The 13779-nt window shown below is 44.6% G+C and carries 11 protein-coding genes; 5 read left to right on the plus strand and 6 right to left on the minus strand.

Translation table 11 applies throughout. The features are described from left to right. Positions 1 to 300 precede the first annotated feature (300 nt). Entirely contained in the window at positions 301 to 1944 is a 1644-nt protein-coding gene (locus ACQ5BJ_RS18750) for a glycoside hydrolase family 13 protein (RefSeq protein WP_005545307.1), read from the minus strand. 119 nt (positions 1945 to 2063) lie between these two features. After that, positions 2064 to 3074 carry a LacI family DNA-binding transcriptional regulator gene (locus ACQ5BJ_RS18755; protein ID WP_430111918.1) on the minus strand — a complete coding sequence of 337 codons (1011 nt, stop codon included), beginning with the start codon at positions 3072 to 3074 and terminating at the stop codon, positions 2064 to 2066. Between the two features lie 323 nt (positions 3075 to 3397). On the opposite strand from ACQ5BJ_RS18755, the gene ACQ5BJ_RS18760 reads away from it, so the two are divergent. After that, positions 3398 to 3889 carry a hypothetical protein gene (locus ACQ5BJ_RS18760; protein ID WP_262866511.1) on the plus strand — a complete coding sequence of 164 codons (492 nt, stop codon included), beginning with the start codon at positions 3398 to 3400 and terminating at the stop codon, positions 3887 to 3889. An 81-nt stretch (positions 3890 to 3970) separates the two neighbouring features. Here the strand turns inward: ACQ5BJ_RS18760 and ACQ5BJ_RS18765 are convergent, their stop codons facing one another. Continuing rightward, entirely contained in the window at positions 3971 to 6073 is a 2103-nt protein-coding gene (locus ACQ5BJ_RS18765) for a TerD family protein (RefSeq protein ID WP_430111920.1), read from the minus strand. 424 nt (positions 6074 to 6497) lie between these two features. Between ACQ5BJ_RS18765 and ACQ5BJ_RS18770 the strand changes: the two genes are divergently transcribed. Further along, entirely contained in the window at positions 6498 to 6776 is a 279-nt protein-coding gene (locus ACQ5BJ_RS18770) for a hypothetical protein (protein WP_289356730.1), read from the plus strand. A gap of 127 nt (positions 6777 to 6903) precedes the next feature. Here the strand turns inward: ACQ5BJ_RS18770 and ACQ5BJ_RS18775 are convergent, their stop codons facing one another. Continuing rightward, a complete protein-coding gene (locus ACQ5BJ_RS18775; protein ID WP_268623090.1) occupies positions 6904 to 7656 on the minus strand; it encodes a suppressor of fused domain protein in 753 nt (250 codons plus the stop codon). Positions 7657 to 7801: 145 nt separating this feature from the next. Continuing rightward, a complete protein-coding gene (locus tag ACQ5BJ_RS18780; RefSeq protein ID WP_268599192.1) occupies positions 7802 to 8689 on the minus strand; it encodes a LysR family transcriptional regulator in 888 nt (295 codons plus the stop codon). Between the two features lie 127 nt (positions 8690 to 8816). On the opposite strand from ACQ5BJ_RS18780, the gene ACQ5BJ_RS18785 reads away from it, so the two are divergent. The 3 genes from ACQ5BJ_RS18785 (at position 8817) to ACQ5BJ_RS18795 (ending at position 12266) form a co-directional block, all read left to right on the plus strand. Continuing rightward, complete coding sequence (locus ACQ5BJ_RS18785) at positions 8817 to 10007, plus strand: coenzyme F420-0:L-glutamate ligase (protein WP_005545317.1); 1191 nt, start codon at positions 8817 to 8819, stop codon at positions 10005 to 10007. A 249-nt stretch (positions 10008 to 10256) separates the two neighbouring features. Beyond that, positions 10257 to 11012 carry a hypothetical protein gene (locus ACQ5BJ_RS18790; protein ID WP_430111923.1) on the plus strand — a complete coding sequence of 252 codons (756 nt, stop codon included), beginning with the start codon at positions 10257 to 10259 and terminating at the stop codon, positions 11010 to 11012. Positions 11013 to 11051: 39 nt separating this feature from the next. Continuing rightward, positions 11052 to 12266, plus strand: coding sequence for a helix-turn-helix domain-containing protein (locus ACQ5BJ_RS18795; protein ID WP_430111925.1), 1215 nt, complete (start codon positions 11052 to 11054; stop codon positions 12264 to 12266). A gap of 141 nt (positions 12267 to 12407) precedes the next feature. On the opposite strand, the gene ACQ5BJ_RS18800 is transcribed toward ACQ5BJ_RS18795, so the two are convergent. After that, positions 12408 to 13601 (minus strand): MFS transporter, encoded by a 1194-nt coding sequence (locus ACQ5BJ_RS18800; RefSeq protein WP_268599190.1) that lies wholly within the window; start codon positions 13599 to 13601, stop codon positions 12408 to 12410. Positions 13602 to 13779: the final 178 nt, after the last annotated feature.

Raw genomic sequence — 13779 nt, forward strand, 5'->3', positions numbered from 1 at the left:
GCTGTGTATACTTAAACACATTCGCTATAAGTTTATTCGTTAGGCGGTAGGAGATCCCATATCCTGCCGTTTTTTCATTAATGGAGAACTAATCGGCTCAAAATTTGATTCGTTTACCTCAAGCCTTGCTTTGCCTACAGTTTCCGTAAGATTCTACTTCACGATGAGCACCCTTACTCTTGGCTAATGGAGGTGCTTGTCAGTCCATTTGAGACTTTCACTCTAAAGAAAAACGCCCAAGATGGGTGTACAACAAATGGCCCACACAAAGAATGTGTGAGCCACCATCACATATACGATTTACAACTTCACTGCAAATACCTCATATGGCTTCATCGTAAACGCAGTAACGTCTATTTCAGCGCGGTCGTAGTTGCTCATAATGATCTCGGATACCTTACCATCTACAGCGATTCCATGCTCCTGCTTGGACATGTTCGCTGCCACGAGCCATTTCTCGCCTTCATAGATGCGGTAGTATGCAAATACCTCTTCCGGTGTATGCTCGATCAGTTCGAAGTCGCCCCATACGATAATCGGGTTCTCTTGGCGCAGCTTGATTAAGCGCTGATACGTATAGAAGATCGAATTCGGATTCTCCAGATTACGCTTCACGTTGATCGTCTTGTAGTTGTCATTCACGTGCAGCCAAGGCGTACCCGTTGTAAAGCCTCCGTTCGCACTGTCATCCCATTGGATTGGCGTACGGGCATTGTCTCTTCCTTTTGCATTGATCGAGGCGATAATGTCCTCTGCCGCGTATCCCTTGGACAAACGGTCATTGTACATATTGATGGATTCAATATCCTCTACCTCGTCGATGCTCGACACAGGGCGGTTCGTCATGCCAATCTCTTCCCCTTGATAAATGTATGGCGTACCCTTCATCATATGGAGAAGAACAGCGAACATTTTCGCGCTTTGCTCATGGTATTCCTTGTCATTGCCCCATCTGGACACGATGCGCGGCAAGTCATGATTGTTCCAGAACAAGCTGTTCCAGCCTTGATCGCCAAGCGAGGTCTGCCACTTCGCAAGAACCCGTTTTAAGTCTGCAATTTTCAACGGCTTCAGATCCCATTTATCCTTGCCTTCCTGCTGATCCAATCCCACGTGCTCGAATTGGAACACCATAGACAGCTCGTTCCGTGCCGGATCGGAATACAGCTTCGCGATTTCCGGCGTCGCCCCCCATGTTTCCCCTACCGTCAGAACGTCGTGGGAGCCGAACGTTTTCTGGTTCATTTCCTGCAAATACTCATGCAGCTTCGGTCCGTTGCCCGTAATTTCTTGATCCGGAATTTTGCCGATGAGGTCGATAACGTCCATGCGGAAGCCGCCGACGCCCTTATCCAGCCAGAAGTTCATCATGTCGTACACTTCCTGGCGAACCTTCGGATTCTCCCAGTTCAGGTCTGGCTGACGCTTGCTGAATAGATGCAAGAAATACTGTCCGCTTGCTTCATCAAACTCCCATGCCGGGCCGCTAAAGGTAGAGCCTAGTCCATTCGGCACGCCGCCGTTCACTGGATCGCGCCAAATATAGTAATCGCGGTACTCATTGTCTTTGCCTTTTTTCGCTTCAACGAACCATTTATGCTCGTCAGAGGTATGGTTCACGACAAGATCCATAATGATCTTGATGCCGGCCTCATTGGCCTTGGCAATTAACTCGTCCATATCATCCATTGTACCGAACTCATCCATAATATCTTGATAATCGCTAATGTCATAGCCATTGTCATCGTTCGGCGATTTATATACAGGAGACAGCCAGATTGCGGTAATGCCGAGCAGCTTCAAATAATCGATTCGATTAATGATCCCTCTCAAATCGCCAATTCCATCTCCATCACTGTCCTGAAAGCTGCGCGGATAAATTTGATAGATAACGGCCGTCTGCCACCATTTCACGTCTTTTTCTTGTTTCATTGTTTCACTCATCGGATACCTATCCTTTCGGGTTCTAATGTGAAGCTGTCAGATTCTAACGTAAACGTTTACGTAATGCGTAAAAATCATCTATATTACGTCCGTGTGCAAATACATATATTTTAAAATGCTTACTTTTGTTCCAACGACTTGACTGATTTGCGTACCACTAACTCATGCGGTATCACTTCGGACTCAATCTTAATCCTATGCTGAATCGCATCAATTAATTTCCGGCAGCCTTCTCTCCCCATGTCATACAAGGGCTGCGCGACTGTCGTAAGCGGAGGAATTGACATACGCGACACCTTAGAGTTATCGTATCCGACCACGGATACCTTCTCTGGAACCTCAATACCATGCTCAAAGCATGTCGATATAATTCCTAGTGCAGCCTCGTCGCTTGCGCAGAACACTGCGGAAATATCCGCTTCCTCTTCTAGGAACTCCTGCATGGCCTTTTTGCCGGATTCGAAGCTAAAGTTCCCGGGCTTAATCAGGTTCAAATCCACCTTGATCCCCTGATCTCGCAATGCTTGCGTATACCCATCGATTCTCGGCGCTCCGGATATCGGATCTCTAGGATTTGCCCCGGCCATCCCGATCTTCCGGTGTCCATGCTCAATCAGATACTGAACCGCGGTATATGCCGCTCGGAAATCATCCACTTTAAGATATGGCGCATCATCCCGATCCGTCTTGGTAGAAAGCAAAACAAAAGGAATTTCGAGTGATGTCATAGCGTCGATTGCAGCCTCTTGCAGCTCGATGGAAACGATAATGAGCCCGTCTACTCTGCGCTCTCCCATCAATTTCAAGCAATCCTGAATTCGGGAACCATTGCTGCCGGCATGGGTCAGGATTACGCTGTAACCATGCGCATACGAAATATCCTCAATCCCTCTGATAATATCGCCATAAAAAGAGGTTGCTACATCTGGCATAATGATACCTATCGTATTGGTCGACTTCTGCACCAAGCTTCTCGCATTTTCATTTTTCCGATATCCCAATTCCTTGGCAACGGCGATAACCTTCTTCTCCGTCTCTTCGTTATATCCGCCAAGATTATTGATGACTCTCGATACGGTCGCGGTAGAGACACCGGCAACTCGTGCAATATCTTTAATCGTAGCTGCCATCTAACCACCTCTCGTAAGTAAACGTTTTTGAATAATTTGCTTAAACAGGAGCAGTGCTGATCCTGTTTGTTAGTTAAACGTTTACGTAATCAATATTAGATCCTAGTTATTGCTATGTCAATGTATTTTTGAAGCGTTTTCAATTGTTGTCGACTAGATACTTCTATATGGCACAGTGGTCGTGTGTCGATCTTGATAATTAAGCGCACTTTCTCATACGGCAAACATCGTCCTTGCTACCGGAAAAGTTCGCAAAATGTTCACTTATGTGAAGATGTCTGCTTTTTCTATAATGATGAGGTCGAAAAGAAAGGATGATCACATTGCCGATAACAAAAAAAGAACAAGTCTACTTTGGGCTGATGATGTGCTCCGGGATGGTTGTATGCATGACCTTTTATAACCTATACCTGCACGGCTTGCTCAATACATTATCTTGGCGAAGCATACTAGCCCAACTTATTTTGGCCCTCTTCATTGCGTTCACATTGGAATCCTTTATTGTGGGACCTGTAGCGAAGAAAATTGCTTTTTCCTTCCCCTATGACAAGTCCAAGAAACTGAACGTAGTCGTATCCGTTGCCTTCTTTATGGTGAGTGGAATGGTTCTTTGCATGTCCTTGTACGGGTTGATAACAGCCTATCTTGCGAGCAGCCGCATGGAAGGATCCTTGCTTGAAAATTACTTCTCATTTGTCGTGAAAAATTTCATTTTCGCGTTTCCGCTTCAGCTCCTAATCATAGGGCCGATCGTTCGGTTCCTCTTTCAGCGTTTCGTCAAACATAAAGGACTGCCGGAAATGGTAAAAGGCTAATTAACAGGTTCAAGCGGTGAACTAAGGCGTTATTACAACCCTCTTCGTTCACCGCTGATGATCTTGCATCCGCTTGTTCATCTATACAAGGAATTCAGCCATGATCTGCTCGATATCGAATGGAGTGACTCCTTCGTCTACAGAGAAAATCGTATCTGCTTGATCTGCCGTTGCAACAAGTTCCCCTCTTGCTTGGGCATGGAGCATGAACAGATCGTACAGATTCGGCTTTTGCAACGTAGTCATCGCTTTGCCCATCAAGACCATTCCGCTTTGATTCCCTTCTACATTGTTATAGTAGCTCGGGTGTCTTGTCAGCGAGAGATCGGTCCAAATGACGGTGCGCTCTATCAAATCCAAGATGACAGGGATTGCAATCTGTGTATCGGCGGTGACGTCGATTTTATTGGAGACTGTCGCCGGCTCGAAAATCTCGCCGGAACCGGGCTTTTTGCGCATCATCCAGCCTACGAAGCACTCCGGCAAGTCGCAATACGGCTGCATCGTAAAGGAATGAAGTGAAGCGACAATATAACGACCGCCATAATCCACAATGGATGGAATATGCAGATCGATAAATTCACAGGCTCCCTGTGGAGCGGCTACGATGTCGCCGCTGTGCACAGCTCGGTACTTTGACGATCGCAAATTCGTGTATGAAATATGCTCAACATACTGCCAATTGCGATCGTACATGACAGCAGAGAGATCAATATCTACACGGCCTGTAGGATTTCCATTCACCGTACCTTCCTTCCACCAGTTGAAGAAGCGAACGGTATCCCCTGCTTCCATCGGCACACGGCTTCCCCGAATGATCGTACGCAGCGCCTTGCTTGCCGAACGCTGGGAGAACGGCACGTTATAGCGCTTCATGCGTTCATCAACATATGTTTTTCCGAGCACTGGAAGTGCCGAGAATCGCTCCATAAGCGTCTGATCGCACAGTCGCACAATGTCTTGGCATATCGCCTCGCCAATCTCCGGCAGCGTATTGGGAATCGCTACAGCCTTGGCAACATTCCCTTTCGGGAAAAAGGTACGGAGCTCCTTAAGCTCGTTACGATGAGTAAAATGGGACTTTACTTGCATAAGCACGGGCGTTGATACCTGATTGGCGATTTCACCGAATGCCAGCACTACGTACTCCGCCTGCTCCGCAATGCGAAGCATGTGATCCAGTCTTCTGGCAAACTCGCCTGGGCGCTTCATCAACAGATCGATCAGCGTCCACATATTCTGATATTGGAAAGCGAGCTCCACGCTCCCGTTAAAGGTGGTGAAGGGCTTGTTATTGCGCAAAATATCAAAGGCATCCTTGCATTTTGTAAACTGCTGCTTATATTCAGATGGATGTAAAATCTCGCCTAATCGAATCCAGCGCTGCTTATATTTCAGCATATCCTCGGTAATCGCTCCGCATTGTTTCAGCAGGCCAAGCAACAGCCGTCTCTCCGGCCGCTTGAACTTGCGGAAGCGCGTAGGCTCAGCAAGGCTAACGTCGCCAGCCGACCAAGCAACCGCGAGGCGCAGGACATCGGTAGCGGTCTTGAAGTACGGTCGGATCAGATTCATGTTTGCCTTATCATGCTTCATTAAGGAGGCGGCTACAAAGCCCACGTTTTCCTTACATGGAATCTCGGCAGGCAGAATGTCCTCCAGTTCATCGATATCCGCTTGTTCGACAACTGCATCGATATCTTCTTTATCCGTCTCGGAAATTGACCCCTTGGCCTGAATAAGCTGGCGTATCATCGTATGGAAGTCCGACTTGTTGCCTAAATCAATCACCTTAAGATTGACCTTATCCAGCATTGGCGGGCGATCTGCTGCCTTATTCTCCGGCACTTCCAAGGTCAGATAATGATAAATGGCATTCAGGTACAGCTCCACGTCATCTTCCTGCATCACCTGCTCTGGAAAATCCGGATACATTGGTTTGTATGTTACGTGGGCACCTACCATCACCTTAAGATCTGTGATCAGCCCCTGATAAAACGCATGGAACTGCTCCTTGGACAAGGTACGGACGGCGTTTATTAATGGCTTCGATAACGTATATCCAAGCTGCTCTATGTTCTTCAATGCCGTAGCCAAATGGGCTTTAGAGATTCGATTACCTCCCTGCCCATGGTTCACAATCAGCTTATTCGCTCTACGCAGATAGATGGTGTTCATCATCATAAAGACTCCAGGAAAGCCATACCCCTAGTTTCAATGGAAGATTCAATAGAAGGAAGGAATATGATAGCCTGGATGCCCCCTCTCCTGATTAGCGTCTTCAGGAAAGCTGCGACCCTAATTCGCCAATGAAGTAGAAGGAAGGATTGCAATAGCCTGAAGATCAAAAGCCTAAAGCCGAGCGGCTTCAAACCTTTGATGCATCCATCTTCACATACTTCACATCACGCGAACAGGGTGAAAGTATTACGACTGCTGAAGTTTCCATTAAAGGAATAGGGACGCCGACCTCAGTTCTCCCTTTCCATAACTGCTTCCCTATTGGCATGACAACTAACGATTGGGTTCATTGATCAGGGAAGTAAAATTTGGTAAAGTAACAGCGTATAGAAAGTCGTTGTTACTTTACCAAAGGAGAATGAAAACAATGAAAACAATGAAATCAAAAATCACGTTATTTATTGCTTTCATTTGTTCGCTTATCCTCTTTATTATTGGCTTTCGGTTTATCTCCCAAAGTACTGATATGGGTATGGATAAAGCCATGTTAGTTCTGGTAAATTACCAGAATGTACAATCAGATACTACTGATATTTTTGGCTCTTTTATTCACTCTGCGATATGGTCATACAAGATTGAAGGGATTTTGTTGTTTCTTTTAGGAGTTGTAATTTTGTTCTTAGTCAACCCTTTTCGGAATAAGTGAAAGCATTTCCCTTTTTCTAACCGAACCTTAACTAAATGCCACGTACTTACCTAAAAAAGTCGCCAGCTCTCTCCATGATGTGAAAGAGCTGGCGTTTTAGATTCTAGAAAAGAACTAGAATTATTTTTTACGACTTGCACGTATTTCTTCGTTTTGGATCTAACTCGAGCACTCCATCTTCCAACTCTGATAATTTGTCTATTAATGCATCCATCCCGTGCTCTAACTTATAATCCATTTCCTCTTTGTACAGAGGAATCAGGAAATAGGTATGAACCTTATTTCCGTCCTTGGTCGGAATGACGCTGATTTCTTCTTTTAACTGATAAAATACAACCCCATTCAAGCCTGTCCCATCGGCATAAGGCTCATAGTCCTGATAATTCGGGATCGTGTGTCCATATCCCAGCCAGGTATTATACTGGTGCGGAAAACGAGCCATCTGCTTCATTAACCGGATCGGCCAATAATTGTTGTCGTCCTTGAAAGCTTCTTCGGATAGCTCCCACGAAGCTGGAAGGAACATCATCACTTCAGCCCGATCAATATTTTCATCAAGCTCGGCTTGGATCTCATTTGGAATCGTCATTGGCAAGTCACTCATACCGGTCGTATATAACACCCAGAATGGCTCTTCTTCCGTAGGCTCCATAACATTGACATCAATATGTACGATATCAGATATAATCTCATGGAAAACGCTGCTGTTTCTCCCCGGAAATACATTTTCGAAATGGGCAACGATATCTTCCACGTATTCCATCGGTGCAGGCGGCTCATAACCATCATTAGCACTTTCATCATATGTGTATATTGTAGTTCCGTCCTTCGCTTTCTCCCCATCATTCTTGCCGCCGAATATTTTTTTCAGAAAACCCATCTTATCCCCTCGCCTCATTCGTAAATGGTAAATATTAATAACACTAGTCTACCATAGGACAGGCCCCGTCTTCATTCATCTACTCCCTGATCGCAGCTTCATTTTGGCACTTTGTAACAATCTCGACGCATATAAACGCATATAATCAAAGCCTGTTATGTTCGATAATCTCCACAAACTTCGTCGAAGCTGGAGATAAAGATACGCTTTTCAAAAAACATATACCAATGCTTCTCTTCGGGATTTCCTCCACCAATTGAACCTCATGCAGCAGACCTTTATCTAAATACTCTTGTGAAAATTCTCTCGTCACGCAAGCGATGCCTAAATTGATTTTAGCGAACTCCAGCAGCAAATGATGCGAACCCAATTCAAAATCGGGCGCGATCCGTACACCTTTCGATCCCATATAATCCTCGACATACTTTCTGGAATTGGATTTCGATTCAAGGAAAATCAATGGCAGCTTGGCGATTGTCTCAAGGCTGACAGGCCCAGATAACATTGTTTTGAATTTATCCCCGTATACGAAAATATCTTGAATGTCTGTGCACGGTCTCAACTCCAATGCAGGATCCTCCAGCGGAAAATTGCAAATGCCAATATCGACTCCGCCTGACTTAATCAACGCACATATTTCGAGGGTCGTTCCGTTTATGATTTTGAACTTAATATTGGGATATCGATTATGGAATTCCTCCAAATAGGGAAGTAAAAAATATCTGGAGATTGTATCGCCAACACCGATTTTCAACTCGCCAGTCGTTAAATTTTTTAGCTCCAGCATCTTTTCTTCACCAACATGAATCAAATTCATAGCTGATTCTGCATACTCATATAAAAGTCTGCCTTCATTCGTAAGAAATACCCCCTTCGATGTTCGAGTGAACAACCGAGTATCTAACTCCCGTTCTAGCTGCATGATTGCTTGGCTGACGGCTGGCTGTGTCATGTAAAGATCTTGTGCTGCTTTTGAAAAACTGTTGCGTTTCGCCACCGTACAAAACACTTTATATAGATCTAACTTACTCACAGCATAAGCACTCCTTATATCTAATATTCAATATATTAATTTCACTTATATCATTAGACAGGTGTATAGTACAAATAGGAACGCCAAATCATGCAATTCACTATACGCGTCCCAAGGAGCGATTATATTGGAAAGAATGGTTGGAACAGTCGTTAGAGGCCTCCGCTGCCCTATCATTAATCAAGGGGACAGCATCGAGGATATTGTTGTAGATAGCGTGTTGAAAGCTTCCGAAGCGGAAGGCTTCCACATTCAAGATAAAGATATCGTTACCGTTACGGAATCCATCGTTGCTCGTGCGCAAGGCAACTATGCGACAATCGATCATATTGCGCAGGATGTACGCGCCAAATTCGGAGATGCAACGGTTGGGGTCATTTTCCCGATCTTGAGCCGCAATCGCTTTGCGATCTGCCTTCGCGGTATTGCAAAGGGCGCTAAAAAAGTTGTGCTCATGCTCAGCTATCCATCGGATGAGGTAGGCAACCACTTGGTGGATCTCGACCTGCTCGACGAAAAAGGAATCAACCCTTGGACGGATGTGCTGACAGAGCAGCAATTCCGTGATCTGTTTGGTTATAACAAGCATACCTTTACCGGCGTTGATTATATCGACTACTATAAATCACTTATCGAAGAGTACGGCGTGGAATGCGAAGTCATTTTCTCGAATCATCCAAAGACGATTCTGGAGTACACGAAAAACGTGCTGACTTGCGATATCCATACCCGTTTCAGAACGAAGAAGATTTTGAAGGCAAACGGCGGAGAAAACGTATATGGCCTCGACGATATCATGACTGTATCGATTGACGGCAGCGGCTGCAACGAAGCATATGGCCTGTTAGGCTCCAACAAATCCACAGAGAACAGCGTGAAGCTGTTCCCGCGCAACTGCCAGCCGATCGTGGACAATATCCAGCGCAGGCTCCAAGAAAAAACGGGCAAGCAAGTTGAAGTCATGATTTATGGCGATGGAGCGTTCAAGGATCCTGTGGGCAAGATTTGGGAGCTTGCTGACCCGGTTGTATCGCCAGCCTACACAGCAGGCCTTAACGGTACACCCAATGAAGTGAAGCTGAAATACCTTGCCGACAATAACTTTGCTCATTTAAAAGGCGAAGAGTTGAAGCAAGCGATCTCTCAATACATCAGCAACAAAGACGCGGATCTCGTAGGCGCGATGGAGGCGCAAGGCACAACCCCTCGCAGATTGACCGATCTCATCGGCTCTTTGTCCGATTTGACCTCCGGCAGCGGAGATAAAGGTACACCGATTATCTTTATTCAAGGGTATTTCGATAACTATACGAATTAAGTGGATTTGGGAAACCGCATATTCAAACGAGCCCTCTCCGTCTCTTAGGCGGAAGGGGTTTTTATTTTTCTAAGAAATAGTCAGAAATATCATTTCAAGAAGACGAGAATATTTTCAAGCACCAACTATAAAAATGAATAAAGATATACAACTTAACTTTAAAAATAATAAAAAAAAATCATTTCTTTGCACTCCTATTTCGATTAAACTATAGCTATCTTCATAATTCATTGAATTGGAGTGTATAAGATGGATCAATACAAATTCAGTCCTGAACACAATCAAATGATTGTTGATGCCATTGTCGATGGTTACCGTGACTATATTGAACATCGTAAAAACCGCAAATCAAACATGAAGATTAGTTCAGCTTTTGCTTGGACCAAGGGTAATTTTATCGAAAGCAAACTTGCTGAAGAGTGTACCGCTCACGGCTTTACATACAAAAAGTCCAAAGCAGGGTTAACATGGGATTACTTACAATTCATCCATATCGATTCTAAAGTTATTTTTCTTATTAAAAATGCCGCTTACTTCAATGAAAATTGTTTCTCTCAAGCTAGGCTTCCCAACGGTGGAGGAACGAAAGGACCGCGACGCACGTATTTGCATGAACTCTCGAGAATCAATACAGGCCTCTCCTTTCCGGCCTCTCCTCCCTTATCGAAAAGAGGGAACCACGCAGAGCGAATTGAACAGCTTTCCTTGTTCATTGTAGACAGCTTCTTAAAAGACGAGCTTGAAAAATTCACATCAACTTACTGCCAATTTCATATTTTAACCTATAATATTGATGAGGCTTACCAAATATCCGAAATAAAGCACTACTTGCCTAATCCAAGTGATAATGTTGCATATCGTGTAGAGGATCTATCTGAACTCATATCTGGAGCTGAGTTAACAGATGAAGATCGCGATGTTATAGCGCCTGATGTCAATGATGATGCCTTGGATCCGGCAGCATTCGATATTGGAATAATTGAAGAAGAACAGCATAATTTATAAATAATTAGAATGGTTTTAAGAAATTAAGGAGGGACAGGCATGTTCTTTGGCGATAATCTAGCCAATTTACGGATCATGCACGGATATTCGCGCAAACAGCTCTCCGACATGTTAGGTGTAACCGAACAAGCAGTCTGGCAGTACGAGAACGCGTATACCACGCCGAAAATGCAGATCGTGAATGAATTGAAACGAATCTTTAACGTAAAAAGTAAATACTTTTATTCGAAAGACATGCTTGCAAAATATATGACGCCCTTGAATGTGGATGTAATGAATATTGCATACCGTTCCAAGGTGTTGAATGTCATCTCCAAGACACAGGCAGAAGCCAAGCATATCGAATATTTAGATTCTTTTGTGAACTATATAACAGCTTATGTAAGCCATCCGACGCTCAAAATCATCAAGCTTCGGAACGAAGTGATGGAGTATATAGAACATACGAACGACGATAGGTCTGCCCAAATCAACACTGTTGCTCATTTAGCGAGAAAAAGGCTCGATTTATCGACATCCAGCAATGATGATCTCCTGTTCCAAATTGAGAAAAGCGGCGTGTTCGTGTTCGAAAAGGCCATTGGCGAGGAGATTGATGCTTATAGTTTGTGGACCCGAAATGAACGCCCCTATATTATATTAGGGAATATAAAACGATCAGCCGCTAGGAGGAATTTTGATCTTGCCCATGAGCTCGGACATCTTCTGCTCCATTACCAGCTTGAGTTCGCAAACTTAGATCGAAAAGAACACAAGTATATTGAAAATGAGGCGAACATGTTTGCCGGAGCCTTATTACTGCCGGAAGAACAATTCACATTAGACATGAAGGATATAGCCCGTCCTACCAATCCAGATGGCTACGTAGATTTAAAGAAGAAATGGAAAACGTCCCTGCAAGTGTTAGGCTATAGAGCCGCAAACCTTGGAATCATTAAGGCCAAAGGACATCGGAATTTTTACGCGGCATTGCATCGCAAAGGTTATTTGAAAATGGAGCCGCTCGATGATATCATTCCGATCCAGAAACCAATGAAAATCAAAACAATCATTGATTTCGTTTCAAAAAAGGGAATAGTGGATATTGGCCACATGATCGAACAGGATTGGAAGGTTGAAGTATCCTTCTTTCATCATATGACGGGAATTGACCCAAGCTTTTTCGAGAAGTATATGACAAGAGACTTGGACTTTGGTCTCCAAAATGTTACTGAAATTACAGAGCGTATTTCTGCCAATAAAATCAAAGCATAGATATGAACCAGCATCCCCTTTACGCACACTTAACGTGAGGTCAGGCCACCCTGAGCAAACGAGTGAACGGAAAGGGGATTTTTTTATGGGCCAGATTGTACAATGTTTACCCTCTCCCACTGAGCGGTTGAGTCATTGCCCCTACTTCTTCTCTGTAGCAAAATAAAGTAAGGCAACGATCGGGAAAGACATTCCGATCCACAACGCAGCACTCCATCCGCCCGTGGCGTATATCCACCCTCCAATTGCGGATCCGATAGCACCTCCAAAGAAGAAAATAGCCATGAAAAGCCCATTCAGACGACTACGAAATTCTGGATTCAACGAAAAGATCGCTCGTTGTCCAAGCACCAGATTTGCGGATACACCGGCATCCAATAATATGGCTGAAATGACGAGAACGGCTACTCCGATAGCTGAACCGGTCCGAATCAGAAGCGGTAACAGAACCGAAATGACGACAGTGACAAGGGCAACCCCTGTCGCGGGTCTAGTCCAGCCGCGGTCAGCCAAACGCCCTGCCACAGGCGCAGCTACTGCACCCGCAACTCCAACAAGCGCGAACAATGCGATTTCTTTTTGAGAAAAACCAAAGATCGGGCTGGATAGAAGCATTGGAGCCGTTGTCCAAAATAAGCTAAAAGTCGCAAACACACATGCATGATAGGCAGCCCGACGACGTAAGATCGGGGTTGTTCGCAGCAAATGCCACATCGAACCGAGTAGAGCGGTATAGGGAGTGTCTGACGAAGGCTTTCTGGTAGGCAATACCTTCGACAGTACGATCGCCAAAATAAGAATAGCTGCAGCAGACAAAGCGAATACGGCATGCCAGCCAAAGAAGTCAGCTGCCAGACTCGATAAAGGGCGCGCGAGCATGATTCCCAGCAACAAACCGCTCATGACATTGCCGACAACACGACCGCGCGAAGATTCGGATGCAAGGTATGACGCAAAAGGTACGAGCACTTGCGCAGCGACTGACCCTAAACCGATTACAAACGAAGCAGCTAAAAACGGAAACGCTTGCTTCGACACTGCCGTAATGACAAGGGCAACCGCTGTAAGAAGTAAAGATATGACAATCAGCCTTTTATTCTCAACAATATCCCCCATAGGTACGACAAATAGCAACCCGACTACGTAACCAATCTGCGTTAGCGTCACGATAAAGCCAGAACTGTTTGCAGACAGCCCGATTGAAGAACTGATTACCCCCACCAAGGGCTGCGCATAGTACAGATTGGCAACAATGATACCGCATGCGGCAGCCAGAAGTACGGTTAGCCATGTCGGAATATTTTTTTGGATTGTTTGTATGTTTGAAGCAGTCATTTTAGATTCCTCCTTTTTTATAAATACTGAACGTATAGTTTATAAATTGGATAACCAAATAATATACTGAACGTATAGTTTTGTAAATAGGCGAACCCAACTTTATTTTTTATTCATAATTGATATACTGAACGTATCGTTTGTTTTTCTCGGACAAGATATATATGGATGAAAGGTG

Origin of the sequence: Paenibacillus sp. B1-35 (genome assembly GCF_050474385.1) — a bacterium.
Lineage (GTDB): Bacteria > Bacillota > Bacilli > Paenibacillales > Paenibacillaceae > Paenibacillus_B > Paenibacillus_B alvei.